Genomic DNA, 19,024 nt, shown 5'->3' with positions numbered 1-19,024 from the left:
CGCGCTTGATCCCGTACAGCAGGAAGCGCAGAATACATTGTGCTGCTATAATGTTTCAAGAAGACTATTGCAGGCAAGGAGGAGCAACGGAACATGATTATATCGCTTGAAAATGTATCCTGGCGGCGTGAGCAGACGATGATTTTGCAAGATATGAATTGGCAGGTGGAGAAGGGACAGCACTGGTGCATAGTCGGTCTGAACGGATCAGGCAAGACGACGATGCTGAATGTCGTGAACGGCTATATCTGGCCGACCCAGGGTCAGGTGGAGGTGCTAGGCCACCGCTTCGGTGATGTGGACCTGAGAGAGCTGCGCAAGCGGATCGGCTGGGTCAGCACCTCTTTGCAGCAGAAGCTGTATGGCCATCAGACGGCGCTGAACATCATTCTGAGCGGCAAGTTCGCCACGATCGGGCTATACGACAAGACGGAAGAAGAGGACCTGAAGCAGGCAGCGGAGCTGCTGGAATTCCTGGATTGCTCGGCCCTGGCATCGCGCACTTATGATACCTTGTCACAGGGACAACGCCAGAAGATTCTCATTGCACGCGCACTGATCGCCAATCCCGAGCTGCTCATTCTGGATGAGCCTTGTACGGGACTTGATATTTTTGCGCGGGAGCAGCTGCTGCAGATGATCGAGAAGATCACCAAGCAGGAAGGCGGCCCCACCTTGCTCTATGTGACCCATCATATCGAGGAAATTACGCCGTGCTTCACGCATACCCTGCTGGTTAAGAAGGGGGAAATCTATAAAGCTGACGAGACGGCGGAGTGCCTGAAGTCAGAGGTGCTCAGCGATTTCTTCGATACCCCGGTTGAGGTGCAGGAGCATCATAACCGGAGATGGCTTACGTTGGGTTGAATAAGAGGCGTTGCAGGCATCCATCACAAATAGTGTTTTGTACCCGAGAGACATGCCGTGTCCATTCCATCAAGTCCGCAATATTGTGTAGGGTAGGACCATAAAAACCACAATATTAGGAGGAATGGCTTATGGCAGATGAAGGATGCAATCAGACCGCTTCCGGAGCTTGCTCACATGCAGAGGGAAACTCCACGACCGCCAGCGGGTTTGCTTCTCACGCTGAGGGCTATGAGACAACAGCCAGCGCTTCTGCGGCACATGCGGAAGGCTACCAGACCATTGCATTTTTGGACACGGCCCATGCCGAAGGGAATGGGACACTTGCTACAGCACCAGCCGCACATGCGGAAGGCTACAAGACCTATGCAATCAGTGACGCTGCCCATGCTGAGGGAGGTTTAACTGTTGCTTCCGCACCTCAATCTCACGCTGAGGGTGCTCAGACGACTGCTTCGGGTGTGGCTTCACACGCAGAGGGCAATCAGAGTACTGCAAGTGGAGAATATTCCCATTCCGAAGGCTACCTGACTGTAGCAGCTGGTGATGCTGCTCATGCAGAAGGCTTCATGACTCTGGCAAATGGGCTTTCTTCTCATGCGGAAGGTTCCTCCACTGAGGCGAATGGAATATTTTCCCATGCAGAAGGTTTTTCTACAATTGCAGGTGGTGAGAGCTCTCATGCTGAAGGTAACAGTACGGTTGTTCTTCCAGAACACATTAATGCTCACATTATGGGTTCAGATGGTGAAACCCTTTACCCTGGTTCATGGCATTTAGCTAATGGGAATGAAGCCACTCTTGGCTTGGCCGCTGTTCTTCAAGGGTCTTCCGGAAATCTATTCTTGCAAGGCACGGTAATGCCTTTTGGCGCCGATTATGCCGAAATGTTTGAGACAGTGGACGGGTTGCCGATCGAACCGGGCTATTTCGTAACCACAGAGGGTGAACATGTCAGAAAAGCAACTCCGGCAGATCAATACATCCTGGGTGTGGTCAGTGCAAATCCTTCTGTACTTGGCGATTCAAGTCCTTTGAACTGGACGGGCAAATACGAAAAGGATGAATGGGGCAGGGTTAAATATGAAGATCGGGAAGTGAAGGCGGTAATAGACAGCAAGGGCAAAGTTCTGGCGCCTGCGCATACTAAGATCTCTGCTGTTGTCAATCCTGAGTATCATCCGTCTCAGACGTATGTGCCACGGATCGATCGTCCGGAATGGGTGGCTGTAGGAACCATGGGCAAGCTTCTTGTCCGGGATGACGGAACCTGCCAGGTGAACGGCTATTGTCTGCCTGGTGAGAATGGAGTGGCTACCTCCGCTACAGAAGGATACCGTGTTTTGGCCAGAACAGCACCGAATCAGATCAAAATTTATGTGAAATAAATAATTCTGCAAGCGGACGAAGCTCAAAAACATAAGGCAGCAATTCTCCAGTTATAGAGGATTGCTGCCTTTGTTATTTAGAATTTACTGATACTTCGGCAGCCAGTCACCATGAGCCGCGATCAGATCGTCGCACATGCTCACGATGTCGTCCATCGACAGCTCGGCGGCGGTGTGCGGGTCCAGCATGGCTGCGTGGTAGATATGATCCTTTTTGCGAGTCATAGCGGCTTCTATGGTCAGGAGCTGGGTGTTAATGTTGGTCCGGTTCAGCGCTGCGCACTGCGGCGGCAGATCGCCTACAAAGGTTGGCGTTACGCCGCTTCTGTCTACCAGACAAGGCACCTCGACACAGGCTTCACGCGGCAGATTGGTGATCAGGCCCGTGTTCATCACATTACCGCCGATCTTGAACGGTACATCCGTCTCCATGGCTTCCAGGATGTAAGAGGCATATTCATGGGAACGCTCATGCGTCAGATCCTGATTGTTCACCAGCTCCCCGCGCATCTGCTCCCACTGCTTAATCTGTTCCACGCAGCGGCGCGGATATTCATCCAGCGGAATCTGGAAGCGTTCGATCAGCTCCGGGTAGTTCCGCTTGATGAAGTACGGATGATACTCGGCGTTATGTTCAGAGGATTCCGTAATATAGTAGCCGAATTTCAGCATCATCTCATAGCGGACCATATCGTAGTGCGGTTCAAGCTGCTTCTCCGCTGCACGCCGTTTGATTTCCGGGTACAGGTCCTCGCCGTCTCTGGTAACTTCAAGCAGCCAGGCCATGTGATTGATGCCGGCGATTTTGGCTTGTACCCCTGTCTTGTCGATGCCGAGGTGGTCGAATAATCCAGGAATACACTGCTGAACGCTGTGGCAGAGTCCAATGGTATTCACCCCGCCGTAAGTGTTCATGACATTCGTCAGAACTGCCATCGGGTTCGTATAGTTCAGGAACAGCGCATCCGGACAGACTTCGCGGATATCCGCTGCAAAATCCAGCATTACCGGAATGGTGCGCAGGTTGCGGAAGATGCCGCCGATCCCTACCGTGTCCGCAATGGTCTGGCGCAGGCCGTATTTCTTGGGAATCTCAAAATCCGTAATCGTACAAGGATCGTACCCGCCGACCTGAATGGCGTTCACCACATATTTGGCACCGCGCAGCGCTTCCTTGCGGTCAGTATACGTATTGACAGTACAAGTGCTGCCGCTGCTTTTCTTCAGATTCTGGAGCATGCTCGCCGAGTCGTTCAAGCGCTGCAGATCGATATCATATAGGGCAAGCTCGAAGCCCTGCAGAGCGGGCGTAGCCATGATATCTCCGAGGACGTTTTTGGCGAACACTGTACTTCCGGCACCGATAAATGTAACTTTAGACATAAGAGTCTAACCTCCTGTGGGTTGCTGAAAATGCTTCTGTCCTTCAATGATTTTGAAGGAACGTCTGGCAGAAATATGAGGTTTCAGAAGCTTTTTTCGCTTGTTTCTTCTATAATCACTATAGAATAGAACCGAAGGCCCGCCTATGGAGAAAGACAAGATAGATATGGAGGAATGTTGCATGAATCCGGATCATTACGAGTTCACTCTGGCCATTAACCTCACACCGGAGGAGCAGGATTTGTCAGTGCTGTTCAGCGGCGAGGGGAGACCGCTTCCCGGACATACGATTGGACCGTCCGTACATGATTTCTATTTAATACATACCGTTCTGGAGGGCGGAGGCCTGTTCGAGTGCGGGACGTTCGCGGCGGAGTGCCGGGCGGGAGACACCTTCGTGATTATCCCCGGGTCATTGTTCAGCTATAAGGCCGACCTGGACACTCCATGGCATTATGCGTGGGTTGCATTGCAGGGCATTGGGGTACTGGATCTCCTCAGAGCTGTCGGCATCACCAAGGATCAGCCCTTTATCCGTTCCGGCGAAGGTAACGCCGCTGAGCTGCATAGCTTGTATGAACGTATCCGGCAGGCGTTCAAGCAATCTGCGTATCCGCGGCTGGAGAGTCTGGAGGCGTCGGGCTGGGCAAGGCTGCTGCTGCATCAGTTAGGGCGGAATAATCTTGCAGCCTTGCCGCCGAATCCGTCCGGGATGCCGGAGATGATCGACCGGCAGATCGACCAAGCGATCCGCTGGATTACGCTGCAATTTCACCAGCAGCTCAGCATTGATCACATCGCGTCCTCGCTCGGCTACCACCGGGTTCATTTATCCAAGGCGTTCAAGCAGCGGACCGGAATGTCACCGAAGCAGTATCTGCTCAAAGTCAGGATGGACAAGGCCAAGGAACTGCTCGCAAGCCCGCTGACCATTGAACAGGTGGCCTCTTCCGTCGGCTTCAATGACGCCTTGTATTTCTCCAAGCAATTCCGCAAAGCTACCGGCATGCCGCCGAGCGAGTACCGGGCAGGACTCAGGAACGGGAATGAAAAAGATACAGGGGGATCAAACATATGAAACCGCAAGTTCAGCGAATCCGGGATCTGACCATAGTACGAAGAGAGGGAGGGCGCTTGCTGGTCATCGGCTGCGATTCCAGCGCCAGCATCGGGAATAAGCCGATGGATGCGGTGAAGACACCCCCGGATGTCGCAGGCTATTATGCTGCCAGAGTTGCAGTAATGGAGGTGCTGTCTGTGGGGGCGGAGATCTTAACGGTCATCGATACCTTGGCGGTAGAGAAGGAGCCTACAGGGAATGAGATTATAAGGGGCATCCGCAAGCTGCTTCAGGAAGCCGGACTGACTGCCGCCCATGTGAACGGCAGCACCGAGGATAATTTCGTGACCTGTCAGACCGGTATCGGAATCACTGTGATCGGTGAGGCGGATGAGACGCAGTTGAAGGTAGGTTGTTCACAGAGCGGAGACTGTATTGTGATGCTGGGCGAACCGCTGGTCGGAAGCTCTGTTCTGGAGCAGGAAGCAAGCCAGTGTACTCTCCGTCAGCTCCAGCTTCTGGCCGCTGCTCCTGAAGTCCATGACATTCACCCGGTCGGATCGAAGGGAGCAGGGTATGAAGCGGAGCTGCTCGCGGAGTTGAACGGCTGCGGCTTCCAGCCGGTGCCTGGAATAGCGGATAAGCTACAGTCATCCGGTGGGCCGGCGACAGCGGTGATTTTTGCGGCTGAGGAGCGTAGCCTCAGTGAGCTTCAGTCCAGAATAGGCGGAAGGATGGAATTGATCGGTTATTTGCAGGATTGAACAGCCTGCGGAAGGTGAATACAGCGCTAACAAAACGGCTTTGATTGAGCCAGATATGGCTTGCCGGTGAACAAATGAAACGTATCTTAATTTCCCGCTTTCTGCGGGATTAAGTGCAAAAACAGGCCCATACGTTCCTCAGTAAGTGGAGGAAATCCAACTAGTTGAGCATCAGGTTTAAATTAGTGAAAACCGTTTTTTGCAGCGCCCCGACTACCGTACCCACTCATAGGCGATAGGCTTAATTGTATTTTGTACAACTAAAGCGTCTGGTTTGCTCCCCAGTATACGTTTAGCTGTATTTCGCACACTTAAAATCCCCGCTTTCCCGAGTTTCCACCCGTTGGGGCAGATTTAGTTGTACAGATTACAGCTATAGGAGACAAGCCTTCTTTTACGCTGTTTTTAAGTGTACATTCTGCAACTATCCCTGAATGTCTACTTGGAACTACACGCCATAAAGCACTGCATGGTTGAACTGCATTAAAACTGTAGGAATGAATCTCTGAGTTCTCCCCGTGACTAAAAGTAACTACATTCCAGGAGGTGCACGCATTAGTTGGAGCTCTCCCGCCAACCCAATGTTCTGTTGCACCAAATAACCAACTGATTGTATTTCCTGCAATGGAAACCTCATATTTTGCTGTGAAATGGGATTCTACTGTATTTCGTACAGCAGAAAGTTGCATTTCAGGCGAAAAATTGCCATTGCTCGAGATTCAACTGTACAGAATACAATAGAGCCTAGGTGATAGCCGTTTTTAGAGCATTCTATGGTACAAAATGCATTTGCTATTGTTCTAGCTAGTACAGCATCAGATGTTTAGCTACAAGAATGAAGCCTTCGCGTGATAAGGTCTGATCATTGTCATATTCACAAGATTAGCTCTGATGATGTACTATCTTCGCTCCCGCAATGCACACATCTCGGGCTCATCCGCTATCCTAGCGCCAAGAAGCGGCGGAATTGACATCTTTCAAATTAAAAGTTATTATAGACACACATAGTCCCTAATTAGGACGATGCAGATATGTATTACAGATTGTTGATGCAGATTGGACGATGTATATGTGCAATACAGATTAGCAATACAGATTAGCGATAGAACTGAGCGATGGAGAAGAGGAGGATATGTTTAATTTTTTGAAATATAAGAATTTATATGTTGCACACGATAACTTATCCTTCTATTTCTCGCTGAAACGGTACCGTCCTTTAAAAGGACGGCAAAGCCGTTTCCACTTGCGGCAATAAAAGACTACAGAAGTCCCTAATATCCGCAAACAACCCCGTCGTCACCCGCCTATACCGAACTCACCACAACCACACACAAGGAGGATTTACAAATGAAGAACCTGGAAAACACTGATGCCGCAAATGAACTTAATGCTGATGCCGCAAATGCAGATGTAATAATTATCGGAGGAGGGCCTGCCGGGCTTAATGCTGCGCTGATGCTGGGCCGTGCACGCAAACGGACGATTGTTATAGATGCCGGGCAGCCGCGCAATGCGGTCACCCGGGAAGCGCATGGCTTCCTGACCCGGGACGGGATCGCTCCGTTCGAACTCCGGCGGATTGCCATAGAACAGCTTGGCGCTTATCCATCCGTTTCACACGTTGAAGATACAATTGTGTCCATTACCGGGGAGGATGGGGGCTTCCTGCTGGAGACCGCTTCAGGGCTTAAGCTGACCAGCAAGAAGCTGCTGTTCGCCGCAGGCATGAAGGACCGCAGGCTGGACATTGCGGGGCTGACCGAGGTCTACGGGAAGAGCGCTTTTGTCTGCCCGTATTGCGATGGTTGGGAATTAAGAGATCAGCCGCTGGTAGTCATCAGCAGAGGAGCAGCACTCATGCATCTGGCTCCGTTGTTATATGGGTGGACTAAGCAATTTGCTGTCTGCACGAATGGACCCGATGAGCTGACAGAAGCAGAACGCGAAGAATTGCGTGCTCATGCTATTCCGTTATTTGACACTCCTATTCGCGAGATTGCATCAGATGAAGGCATGGTTAACCATGTGAAGCTTATGAATGGAACAGAAATTCCGTGTACCGGCATCTTCTTCAAGCCGGAGCTGGTTCCGGGAACGGATCTGCCGCATTCCCTGGGCTGCCGGATATCCGAGCAGGGTATTCTTGAAATGGCCGAGACCGGTCAGACCAGCGTGCCCGGAATCTACGCCGCAGGGGATGCCGCCTCGATGATGCATCAATCCATCGCTGCTGCCGCATCAGGCGCGCTGGCCGCTGCGGCACTGAATGGTGAGCTGAACCGGGAAGCATGGAAGGCTGGGCTTGCATAATTCTTCCCCCAATAGCACAGGATAACATGACTATGAATATGAAATTCAAAGGGTAGAGCAGGGAGGGAGTACAGATGAATACTGCAACGGAAGCAGAACCGGAGACCCAGCTGACCCGGCGGCTGGCAGAGAATGAACAGGTGCTGCGCGGAGTGTTTGCGGGCTGTGAGGATGTGGTGTTCCATCCGTTCCAGACGGTTCATCGTACTTCCGCGCTCTGTGTGTATTGTACAGGATTATGTGATACGGAACGGCTGGAGCAGCAATTGCTGGCACCTCTGGAGCAGACCGGCCTTGCAGTTGAACCGGCTGTGGAAGGATCTGCTGAGGTTCCGGTCGCCTCGATTCACCAGATTATGACCGCTGAACAAGCCGTTGCAGCGATCCTGGACGGCGAAGCTGTGCTGTTGCTGGACGGCCTGGCTTCGGGTAAAGGCTATCCGCTATACAAGGTGCCCACCCGGACCCCCGAAGAACCGGCGGCTGAATCCACTGTCCGCGGTGCCCGTGACGGATTCACGGAAGCTCTGGCTATGAATCAGTCTTTATTGCGTATGCGGCTTAAGACGCCGGCGCTGAAGCTGCACTCCAAGACTATTGGCGAGTATAGCCATACGAAGGTCACCCTCGCTTATGTGGAAGGAATTATTCAGCCGGGACTGGTCACTGAAGTCAATAAACGGCTCAGCCGCCTGAATATCAAGGATGTGCTGGAGAGCCAGTATATTGAGCAGGGCATCATTGACCAGCCCTATTCGCCGTTTCCGCAGATGATTGCCACGGAGCGCCCGGATGTGGTGGTCTCCAATCTGCTGGAGGGCCGGTTTGCGCTGCTGATTGACGGGACTCCCTTCAGTCTGATTGCCCCGGTCAATATGTTCTCCATGCTGCAATCCCCGGAGGATTACTACGAGAACATTTACATGAGTATTTTTGTCCGCTGGCTCAGATACATCTTCTATGCTCTGTCGCTCCTGCTCCCCTCGGCTTACGTCGCCATTACCACCTTCCATCAGGAAATGATCCCCACCGTGCTGCTGCTGAGTATTGCGCGGGCGAGAGAGGAGATTCCTTTTCCGGCCCTGGTGGAAGCGCTCATTATGGAGATAGCCTTCGAGGCGCTGCGGGAGGCAGGCGTCCGGCTGCCGAAGCAGATAGGTTCCGCCGTCAGTATCGTGGGCGCGCTGATTATAGGCCAGGCTGCTACCACTGCGGGAATTGTCTCTGCACCGATGATCATTATCGTGGCCATCACAGGCATCGCTTCCTTCATGGTTCCGCGTTATTCCGCCAGTATCGCAACCCGTCTGCTGCGCTTCCCCATGATGATTCTGGCAGGCACGCTGGGGCTGATCGGCGTCATGCTCGGCATTATCCTGGTGGTCATTCATCTCAGCAGTCTGCGTTCATTCGGCAGGCCCTATCTGTCACCGGCAGCTCCGACGTTCAGCAAGGGCTTGAAGGATGTATTGTGGATCTCGCAGCCGCGGAGCAAATGACGGCAGCCGGAGTTCACCAGAGAAGAGGATTCTTATGTTGACTGACAAAGGGAAAATATCTGTTACCCAGCTGGCCTTTCTTGTTTTCCCCTCGATTCTTGCCACCGCTATCCTGTCTGTTCCCGGGATCACCATGCATTATGCAGGACATGATATGTGGTTATCGCCCATCCTGGGCTCGCTGATTGGAGTAACGGTTATAGGGATCTCGCTTGGACTGAACCGTCTTTATCCCGGCAAGACCATTATGCAGTCCAGTCTGCTGATCGCCGGGTGGCTGCCGGGCAAGGTGATCGGGCTGGGTTTTCTGCTCTTTCTGCCCCATTTGAACGGCCTGATTATTCTGGAATACGGCGAGTTCATTGTGAATAATGCACTTCCCAGAACGCCCCTGCTTGTCATTATGGGGTCTATGGTTGCAGTCTGCGCAATTAATGTGAGACTGGGCATTGAGGTGGTCAGCCGGACTGCGCAGGTGTTCGTTACGCTGCTGGTGGTGATGCTCTGCCTGATCTTTGTGCTTCTGATCCGGGAGCTTCGGCCTAGCGAGCTGCTTCCGTTCATGGAGAATGGGCTGGTGCCTCCCATTAAGGGCGCGGTGGCCCCGGCGGCATGGTTCAGCGAATATATTGTGCTGGCCTTCCTGCTGCCCTACGTCAACAGCAAGAAACATCTGGGCCGGACGATGCTCGTCTCGCTGGTCGCAACAACACTGGCCATGACCGTGACCAATCTGTTCTGCCTGCTGCTGATGGGAGATCTGACGGACAGCTTTGCTTTTCCGGTGATGATTGCTGCACGTTACATTACGATTGCCGATTTCTTGCAGCATATTGAGGCTCTCATTATTGCGATCTGGATCTTCGGGATCTTTGTCAAAATCTCTGTCTTTCTCTACATCTTCGCCACCTCAGCCGCCGAATGGTTCGGGCTGGACGATTATAGACCGCTGGTGATTCCGCTCGCCTTCGTAAGCATGGTGTTCTCTTACTGGGTAGTGACCGGCGCTGCGGGTGTGGCTGCGCTTATCAGCGCTTCGGCTAACATATACACAATGATGTTCCTGGTGGGGCTTCCCGCCGCAATCTATGGACTGGCCCTGCTGAAGAAGGGGCTGAAGCGTCTGAGCAGAGGATGATTATAAGGAGGGAGGGCAATGCGGGGCTTCAGAGCCATGATTATGCTTCTGCTGAGCAGTATACTGCTCAGCGGATGCTGGGACCGGACGGAGATTAATGACCTGGCGATCGTGCTCGCCACCGGTGTGGATTATAAGGATGGCCAGGCGCAATTGACAGCCCAGATCTTCATTCCGCGTAAAGGAGGCGGCGGCTCAGAGAGCGGCGGGGCAGGCGAAGGCGCAAGCGGAGTCACCATGACCCGCACAGCTGAAGGAGTGAACATTGCGGAAGCCTTGAACCGGCTGCAGCGGAAGGTCGCCCGCCATATGTTCTGGGGCCAATGTGAGGTGATTGTAATCAGTGAAGAGGCAGGGAAGCAGGGGCTGCGCGAATTTGTTGATTTCTTCCTCCGTTATCCGCAGTTCCGCGAACACGCGTATATCTTCTCCAGCAAGGATTCCGCCAAGAATATTCTTGCCTTGCTGGACCCGCTGGAGCGCAGCTCCTCCGAATCCCTCCGGGAAATGGCAAATATGAACCTCGGCACGCGTGTGACCCTGCTGGAATTGTCCCAATCCCTCCAAGGGGCCAGCGGTTCGGCCGTCCTAACCCGTATCCTGATTGCTCCCCCGGAACCGAATGATGGTCCGAATGCGACGACTCCCTCACTCAAAGGGTTAAGCCTGTATAAGCAGGGCCGTTATACACTTACTGTCAAAGAACCGGTAAGCCTTGGAGTACTGCTCATGATTAATGAGCTTAATAATGTTATTATGCCGGTAGCTCTGGAGGGGGAGGAGGGCTCCTTCTCGATTCTGTCTAAACAAATCACCACCATGCTGACTCCAAGCATCGTCAACGGGGAATGGATGATGAAGATCCGGATTGTGGCGAGTGGAGAGGTGGTCCTGAATACAACCGATGCCAACCTGACTGATCCGTCGAAGGTGATGGCGCTGAAGAAGGCGTGGGAGAAGAGGCTCAAGGAGGCTGCTTATCAGGCACTCCACATGTCGCAACAGGAGCAGAAGACCGACTTTTTCAGATTCGCCGATGCCTTCCGCAGACATTACCCGCAGCAGTGGAAGGCGAAGAAGGAGCAGTGGGAGGCTATGTACCCCGGGCTGCAGGTGGAGGTCTCCGTCAAGACGAGTATTACCGGGAACGGAAGAGCAACCGGACCCCAAGGCATACCGGAGCAATCGGCCAACTGACGGAGGGTATGCCTGAATTCCAGCAACCATACAAGGATGTGGTAGCATGAAAATGGCAATGATCCTAACGATTCTGCTGCTGTCTGCCGGGATCATTATTTTTGAATTCCGGGGCAGTAAGGACAAGAAAGCCAGAAAGGTTATAGCAGGCATTACGTTTGCGGCGGCGGGGCTTACCATTCTTCTTTTATTTCAACCAGGCCTGCCGGGTCCTACAGAACTGGTGAAGCTGTTGTTCGGCAGAATCGATCTGATTATGAAATGAAGCTTAAGGCAGCTCCTCCGGGGGCTGTCTTTTAAGTTTTTACCAAATTCATTTAAGCGATTACATTTTCTTATCTCCCCGGCTGACTATAATGAAAAACAGGAGAGCTCCTTAATACAGCCGGAGGGATGGGAGAAATGAAAGCGGTTTTAGACAATCAGCAAGATCAGATCGGATTAGTCCGAAGACATACCTTTTGGCTCAGAATCAGGAGGGACGCCCTGCTTTATGTCCTGTTGCTGCTGCCTTTGCTGTACATTGCCATTTTTAAATATGCACCGATTTACGGCTTGATTATGGCTTTTCAGGATTACAATATTTTTAAGGGCACGAGCGGAAGCGAGTGGGTCGGTCTCGATGTGTTCCGCTTTATTTTTCAGCAAGACAGCTTCTATCGTGCCCTCAAAAATACGCTGGTCCTCAATGTGCTGGATTTAGTGGCAGGCTTCCCGGCCCCGATTATCCTGGCGATTCTGCTTAACGAGGTCCGTATGGCAAGGTTCAAGAAATTAACGCAGACGATCCTCTATCTGCCGCACTTCATGTCCTGGGTAATTATCGGCGGGATCGTCTATCTGATGTTCTCGAACAGCGGGATGGTTAATCTTTTCCTGGATAGTCTGGGCCTGGCGAAGATTGAATTCCTGTCACAGAAGGCCCCATGGCTGGCCACTTATATTACTGTAGGAGTATGGCAGAATATCGGTTGGGGGACGATTATTTATCTGGCGGCCATCACCGGAATTAACAAGGAGCTGTATGAAGCGTCCGATATGGACGGCTGCAGCAGACTCCGCAAAATGTGGCATATTACACTGCCGGGCATTAAATCTACGATCAATATTCTGCTGATCCTCCAGATTGGCCGAATGGTATCGATCGGGTTCGACCGCCCGTTTGTGATGGGGAATTCACTGGTCAGCGAATATTCCGATGTCATCAGTACCTTTGTGTACAGAGTGGGCATCAGCTCGGGAGACTTCTCCCAGGCAACAGCCGTTGGACTGTTCCAGTCTGTAGTAGGTCTGACTCTGCTGATTGGTGCCAACTATATTGCGAAGAAATTGGGTGAGGATGGGATATGGTGAAAGCGTCAGGGATTATACGAACAAGACGGATTGGCCGGAAAACAAGTGTGGCAGATATCGCGATTATCGTCTTTATTGTGGCCTTGTCGTTCACCTGCATTGTTCCGTTCTTATATATGATAGCGCTATCATTGAGCTCTAACGAAGCGATTATCTCGCAAAAGGTAGCGTTATGGCCGGTTGACTTCACGCTTGAGACGTATAAGACCATTTTGAGCGATGTCGACATGCTGTACACGCTTGGCTACAGTATTGTGCTTACGATTTTTTACACGGCGGTGTGTATGTTCCTGACCATCTGCGCAGCTTATCCATTAACGAAGAGACGGCTGTGGGGCAGAAACTTTATTCTGTCGGCCCTCGTCTTCACCATGTATTTCAGCGGAGGTCTGATTCCCTCCTACATTCTGGTCAAGAACCTGGGGATGATGGATACGATATGGAGTCTGGTGCTGCCGGGCGCAATGAGTGTATTTAATCTGATTATCCTGAAAACCTTCTTCAGCTCCCTTCCCGAGAGTCTGGAGGAATCGGCGTCCATTGACGGGTGCTCGGATCTGGGAATTCTTCTCCGGATTGTCCTGCCCCTCTCGCTGCCTTCGATTGCCACCTTAAGCCTCTTCTATGCCGTAGACCGGTGGAACGGATTTCAGGATGCCTTATTCTATATTACCAAAAAAGAGCTCTATCCCATGCAGCTTAAGCTGTACCAAATCATCTCAGCTAACCAGCAGCTGGACAGCCAGCAGGGCGGCGAAGGCAGCATCGGCTCGTTCATTGTGCCGGAGTCGCTGAAGGCTGCAAGCGTCATGTTCACCACCATTCCGATTCTGCTGATCTATCCCAAACTGCAGAAGTATTTCGTTGACGGTGTAATGACGGGCGCGATCAAGGGCTAAAGCGGGTATACTCCGGGGAAAGGAGGGGGGCCGGCTGGCGAAAGTTGAAGCGGCCGGGGCAAGGAAGCTATAATCTGGATTACTATCATGATAAGGTATGAAAGGGTGGTATACCGTGAAGACAGGCATCAAGAAAATATCGGCCGTTCTGTTCAGCACCGTGCTGCTGACAGGCGTTGCAGCAGGCTGCGGAGGCAATGACAAAGAGAGTAAAGAGTCCGCTGCGCCGGAGTCGTCAAATGCAGCAAAGTCCCCTTCTGATCCTCCTGCCAAACTGACGGTAGAGGTGTTCGACAGAGGGGTTCAGGGCCAGCCGGATTTGAATAATAATACCTGGACGAAATACGTCAATGAGCACTTCGGCAAGCCCAATAACGCCATTGTTGAATATGTACCGGTTCCCCGGTCCCAGGAGGTTGATAAGCTGAACGTATTAATGGCTGCGGGCCAGGCTCCGGACATCTCGTTCACCTATGACGGGGCGCTGGTCACCCGCTTTGCCAAAAGCGATGGCCTCCACACGCTCGACGAGCTGCTTGAGAGCCAAGGCCAGCAATTGAAGGCATATCTCGGAGAGAACGTTCTGTCTTACGGCCAATATAACGGCAAGCAGGTATCGATCCCGGGCAAGCGCACCCTGCTCGCCTGGAACGGGATGTTCATCCGTAAGGATTGGCTCGACAAGCTGGGAATGCCGCTCCCGACCAATAGGGATGAGCTCTACAATACGCTGGTGGCCTTCCGCGACAAGAACCCGGGCAATGTGAACGGCGTCATTCCCTGGGCAACGGCGGCAGCCGGCATGAACTATACCTTCGGCAACCTGGTTCAATCCTTCTGGGGTCAGATGTCAGAGGAGGAATTCGTCACCACGCCGAACTGGCTGAAGCCGGGCAACAAGGACGCCTACAAGTGGCTGAATAAGCTGTATAATGAGAAGCTGATCAGCCCGGATTTTGCCCTGGACAAAACCACCAAGCAGGCGGATGCCGATGTCACCAACGGCAAGGTAGGCTTCTATGCCGCCAACTGGGATTATCCGATGACCCAGAAAATCCGTGAACCGCTGAAGCAAAATGCGCCGGACGCCAACTATATTCCGATTGATACCTTCAAAAATGCCGAAGGCAAATACATCAAAGAGGTATATAATGAGAATGGAATATTCTCCTTCATCCCTAAAAGCAGCAAGAACGCAGAGCTGGCTATAAAATATCTGAACTGGATGGCGGACTCGGAAGTGATGTTCTTCCTGCAGTTCGGTGAAGAAGGCGTTAACCATACGCTGAAAGACGGCATCCCGCAAGGGATTTCACAGACCGGCGAGAATATGATGACGAGTAATTTGAATATGGACTATACCGTGATTGTGAACGGCGCTGAGCTGGGCGATACGGAGAAGAACGTCAAAACCTATGCCGCAGCCCTGGCCTCCGGGGATAAGCAGTATGAGGCCCTCGCTATGGAATCCTACAAAATTAACACGACAGACGGCTATTCATCCTTCTATTACGGGGTGCCAAACGAAGCAAATATCAAATACGGCAAGACGCTGGGCGATATGAACAAGCAGATGATTGACCGGCTGGTGGTGGCCAAGGAGGCCGAGTTCGACGCCTTATACGAGAAGCTGGTGAAGGAATATATGGATGCCGGCGGTAAAGCGGTTCAAGATGAGAATGTGAAGAACTACAGGGAAGTTAAAGCGAATACCAAATAAGTCTTGAAATACGGATAAACCACGAGGATGATTATAAGTGGTTTATCCGCATTTCGTTTACGGGGTAAGCCCAGATGAATTCACAGGTTCAGGAGGATATCCATGTACAAGGTCATTATTGTAGATGATGAGTCGTGGGCGATTAGAGGGATCAGCAATGCCTTTGACTGGGAGCAGTATGGCTTTGAAATCTCGGGACAGTTCACAAGTGCGTACAAGGCGTGGGAGGCCATCGCCTCGCAGGAGCCGGATTTGGTAGTTACGGATATCCGGATGCCGGAGATTTCCGGACTCGATCTGATGAAGCGGGCCAAAGCACATGGAATAGATACTGAATTCGTCATTATCAGCGGGTATGCGGAATTTGAATACGCCCAGGAAGCGCTGCGCTTCGGGGCACTCGATTATTTCCTGAAGCCGCTTGATGTGGATATGGCCGATACGTTCCTGGAGAAGCTCGCCTTGCACTTCTCCCGGCGAAGTGCTGCGCGCAACCACCTCTTGCTGGATGCGCTTACCTCGGCAGATGAAGAAGAGATCAGGCGCTACCTTCCTGCCGGCTCGAATGCCGGGTGCTGCCGGGTGCTTGCCTTTCACTATGAGGAAGACAGGCCGAAGCCCGCCGGACTGCTGAAGCTGGACGGGCTGCCGGTTCAGCTGCTGGAAGTGGAGACCGGAACGAGCACCCTGCTGGCTGTTCTGATGACAGAACAAAAGAGTGAGCTGGAAGGAATCACGGAGGAATGGCCAGCTGGCGCCAGCAGTCCGGCGCTTCCTGTTGTGGGGATCAGCAGCATCGGCAGCGGGCTTAAGCAGATCAGCAAGCTGATCAAGGAAGCGGATCTCGCGGCCTCCAGAGTATTTGTGGATGAGGTTTCCGGCGCCGTTCACTATAGTCCGAAGCTTCATCTGGTGAAGCCCTGTATAGATGAGCTGCAGACTATAGTTCATGGGAATCAATATGACAGCATCGAGACATACACTCTTGGTTTGCAGGAATACTTCAGGCTTCATGAGCTGGGAATGAGCGAGGTTGTCTACTTATGGAATCAGGCTGTCGGACTTCTGATCAGCGCCTATCCGGAGGAACTCAGGGACATGGAGCTGGAATTCCTGAATTATGCCGAGCTGAAGGAGCGGTTCGAGGACCTGGAGTCGCTGTGCAGCTTCCTGCATGACGTTCTTACCGTGCTGCGGCAAGGGAATAGCCGTGCTTTGCAGGAAGGGGATATTCTATCCTGCTTCAACCGGATGGTCGCCTATATTGACCGTAATTATGAGCAGAAGCTGTATCTGAAGGAGCTGTCGGTCCAATTTTTCATCAATCAGGTGTATTGCTGTCAACTGTTCAAGAAGAATCTGGGCAAAACCTTCTCTGAATACGTGGCTGAGCTGAGGATCAGGAAAGCCCGCGGGCTTTTGAAGCAGACAGATCTGTCCATTGAGAACATTGCCATCCAGTCCGGGTATGTAGATTACTATTATTTCAATAAGGTGTTCAAGAAGCACTGCGGGATGACGCCCGCCAAATTCAGAAAAAGGGAAGCCGAACGGAGCAGCAGGCCATGAAGACCCGCAAGGTGAAATTGAAGCATCAGCTATGGCTATTCTTCTGTTGCTCTATTGTTATATTCACGATTATGGAATTTTACTTTTTCTATAGTTTCTCTAATCTTACGCAAAAGAGAGCTGTTACTTACAGCAACCAGATGATAGAGCAGACCCGCCGCAAAATTGATTCGGTGTTCAATGATATCCGGGTCAGCACTGGCTTTGCGGTCAACAACAAGCTGATTCAGGAGTTCACTCTAGCGGATGATGATTACAAAAGAGCGTTCGACAGCGCACCCTATGCACTGGATCTGATGGAATATATGCGGTCCTTCAATTCGTATGTGAACGGAATCATGGTCAATGACCTCCAGGGTAGACGGCTCTCCAGCGAGGATTCTGCAAGCGGCGATATCTTTTATATTAATCCGTATGAGACCTTTATCCGCCCGTACAAGAACGATCCTGCGCTCCGGCAGAAGGGGAAGTTCACTGCCATTCTGAGAGATGACCGGACAGGGACAGAACAGTTCTTCTATATCGCACCCATTGTGGAGTCCATCGGAGGCGTCCACTTCTCACAGATTACGGGTTACTGCATGGTGATGGTCAATATGGACAAAATGCAGGGGCTGGTGGCGAATACGGAATTAACGCAGAACTCCACCTTGTATATTCTGAATAACCGGGATGAGGTGGTGGCATCCACCAATTCCTATGCGCGGGGCAATGTGATCAAAGATGTGCTGTCCATGGATAAGAACCAATTGCTGAACGGGGTAAAAGCAACGATCGGCGGCCAGGAGGTTCTCGTCCAGGTGAAGGGGCTGGAGCAGGCTGACGGATGGCGTGTGGTCAGTATGATCCCGGTGCAGGAGCTGACTGCCGACATGATCCCCATGCGGAAGGTTAGCATTATCGTGGGGATTGGCATTATTGTCAGCATGATACTAACCGGCAGTTTTTTCATGAGTAATCTGATGCGTCCCCTGATGGGACTGGTCATGGATATGAAGAAGGTGGCAGGGCGGGATAGGGGCTTCCGGATTAAAGTCCGGTTCACGAACGAGGTAGGCCTGCTGGCCCAGGATATTAACCGGATGATGGACGAGATGGACGAAATGACCCGCGAGATGTTCAATACCCAGGCCAGACTATACGAATCCGAGCTGAGCCAGAAGCAGGCGGAGTTCTCTGCCCTGCAGAGCCAGATTAATCCACACTTCCTGTATAATACGCTGAATTGTATCAGCAGCATCGGACTGGAGTACGGAAGCCGGGAGATTGCGCAGATTACGTACTGCATGTCCAAGATCTTCCGCTACAGCATCAAGAAGGATGATCTTGTGCAGATCCGGGAAGAGGTGGACTGCATTCAGGCCTATATGAAGATCATCCTGATCCGCTACGAGAATAAATTCTCTCTGGCGCTTGATGTGGAGGAGGGCTTGCTGGAGCTGCAGACGCCCAAGATGATCCTCCAGCCCATCGTGGAGAATTCGGTCTATCACGGGCTGGAGCGGATGGATCAGGGCGGACAGCTTCAGATTACCGGGAGCCTGGATGAGTGCGGGGATGTATGCTTCTGTATTACGGATACCGGCAGGGGAATGGAGCCGGAGGAGCTGGCCGCCCTTCAGGCCAAGCTTGGTCTGGAGCATAAGGAGCTGGCCCTGACCGGGCAGTCGGCGCAGGGCATCGGGCTGCTGAATATTCATAACCGGCTCCGCCATCTGTTCGGAGAAGGCTACGGACTGACCGTTGACAGCCGGCTGGGCTATGGGACTACCGTGAACGTGAAGATTCCGAAGCTGCCAGGGGGCTGAAATAGCAAGTGAGTGTGAGTAAAGAGGGGCATTAGTGCCCCTCTTTGGCGTACGCTCTCCCTGGGGGCA

The 19,024-nt window shown here is 52.2% G+C and carries 15 protein-coding genes; 14 read left to right on the top strand and 1 reads right to left on the bottom strand.

Annotated elements, in window-relative coordinates:
• Window positions 1-93 precede the first annotated feature (93 nt).
• Both NSS64_RS12705 and NSS64_RS12700 read left to right on the top strand, forming a co-directional pair.
• Complete coding sequence (locus tag NSS64_RS12705; RefSeq protein WP_341140333.1) at window positions 94-867, top strand: ABC transporter ATP-binding protein; 774 nt, start codon at window positions 94-96, stop codon at window positions 865-867.
• A 131-nt stretch (window positions 868-998) separates the two neighbouring features.
• Window positions 999-2,255, top strand: a complete 1,257-nt coding sequence (locus tag NSS64_RS12700; protein ID WP_341140332.1) for a peptidase G2 autoproteolytic cleavage domain-containing protein — start codon at window positions 999-1,001, stop codon at window positions 2,253-2,255.
• A gap of 84 nt (window positions 2,256-2,339) precedes the next feature.
• Here NSS64_RS12700 and NSS64_RS12695 read toward each other — a convergent pair whose 3' ends face one another.
• Window positions 2,340-3,638 (bottom strand): alpha-glucosidase/alpha-galactosidase, encoded by a 1,299-nt coding sequence (locus NSS64_RS12695; protein ID WP_340753643.1) that lies wholly within the window; start codon window positions 3,636-3,638, stop codon window positions 2,340-2,342.
• 181 nt (window positions 3,639-3,819) lie between these two features.
• Here NSS64_RS12695 and NSS64_RS12690 point away from each other — a divergent pair, with 181 nt between their 5' ends.
• The 12 genes from NSS64_RS12690 (at window position 3,820) to NSS64_RS12635 (ending at window position 18,955) form a co-directional block, all read left to right on the top strand.
• Window positions 3,820-4,716 carry a helix-turn-helix domain-containing protein gene (locus tag NSS64_RS12690; protein ID WP_340992921.1) on the top strand — a complete coding sequence of 299 codons (897 nt, stop codon included), beginning with the start codon at window positions 3,820-3,822 and terminating at the stop codon, window positions 4,714-4,716.
• On the top strand, window positions 4,713-5,462 hold the full coding sequence (locus NSS64_RS12685; RefSeq protein WP_341140331.1) for an AIR synthase related protein: 750 nt from the start codon (window positions 4,713-4,715) through the stop codon (window positions 5,460-5,462). The genes NSS64_RS12690 and NSS64_RS12685 overlap by 4 nt, the downstream gene beginning before the upstream one ends.
• A 1,347-nt stretch (window positions 5,463-6,809) precedes the next feature.
• Window positions 6,810-7,772 carry an NAD(P)/FAD-dependent oxidoreductase gene (locus tag NSS64_RS12680; RefSeq protein WP_341140330.1) on the top strand — a complete coding sequence of 321 codons (963 nt, stop codon included), beginning with the start codon at window positions 6,810-6,812 and terminating at the stop codon, window positions 7,770-7,772.
• A gap of 74 nt (window positions 7,773-7,846) precedes the next feature.
• Window positions 7,847-9,271, top strand: coding sequence for a spore germination protein (locus NSS64_RS12675; RefSeq protein ID WP_341140329.1), 1,425 nt, complete (start codon window positions 7,847-7,849; stop codon window positions 9,269-9,271).
• 34 nt (window positions 9,272-9,305) lie between these two features.
• Window positions 9,306-10,409 carry a GerAB/ArcD/ProY family transporter gene (locus NSS64_RS12670; protein WP_340940754.1) on the top strand — a complete coding sequence of 368 codons (1,104 nt, stop codon included), beginning with the start codon at window positions 9,306-9,308 and terminating at the stop codon, window positions 10,407-10,409.
• Between the two features lie 18 nt (window positions 10,410-10,427).
• A complete protein-coding gene (locus tag NSS64_RS12665; protein WP_341140328.1) occupies window positions 10,428-11,606 on the top strand; it encodes a Ger(x)C family spore germination protein in 1,179 nt (392 codons plus the stop codon).
• 46 nt (window positions 11,607-11,652) lie between these two features.
• Window positions 11,653-11,871: a hypothetical protein gene (locus tag NSS64_RS12660; RefSeq protein ID WP_340940752.1), complete on the top strand. Its 219-nt coding sequence runs from the start codon at window positions 11,653-11,655 to the stop codon at window positions 11,869-11,871.
• Window positions 11,872-12,008: 137 nt separating this feature from the next.
• Complete coding sequence (locus NSS64_RS12655; RefSeq protein WP_340940751.1) at window positions 12,009-12,959, top strand: ABC transporter permease; 951 nt, start codon at window positions 12,009-12,011, stop codon at window positions 12,957-12,959.
• Complete coding sequence (locus NSS64_RS12650; protein ID WP_340992927.1) at window positions 12,953-13,858, top strand: carbohydrate ABC transporter permease; 906 nt, start codon at window positions 12,953-12,955, stop codon at window positions 13,856-13,858. Before NSS64_RS12655 ends, NSS64_RS12650 begins: the two co-directional genes overlap by 7 nt.
• Window positions 13,859-13,973: 115 nt before the next feature.
• On the top strand, window positions 13,974-15,578 hold the full coding sequence (locus NSS64_RS12645) for an extracellular solute-binding protein (protein ID WP_341140327.1): 1,605 nt from the start codon (window positions 13,974-13,976) through the stop codon (window positions 15,576-15,578).
• Window positions 15,579-15,680: 102 nt separating this feature from the next.
• Entirely contained in the window at window positions 15,681-17,147 is a 1,467-nt protein-coding gene (locus NSS64_RS12640) for a response regulator transcription factor (protein ID WP_341140326.1), read from the top strand.
• Entirely contained in the window at window positions 17,144-18,955 is a 1,812-nt protein-coding gene (locus NSS64_RS12635) for a sensor histidine kinase (RefSeq protein WP_341140325.1), read from the top strand. Before NSS64_RS12640 ends, NSS64_RS12635 begins: the two co-directional genes overlap by 4 nt.
• The last annotated feature ends 69 nt before the right edge of the window (window positions 18,956-19,024 follow it).

It is taken from the genome of Paenibacillus sp. FSL H8-0122, from assembly GCF_038005345.1.
Classification (GTDB): domain Bacteria; phylum Bacillota; class Bacilli; order Paenibacillales; family Paenibacillaceae; genus Paenibacillus_AQ.
Note: the sequence above shows the minus strand (reverse complement) of the source record. Positions and strands in the feature narration are given on the sequence as shown.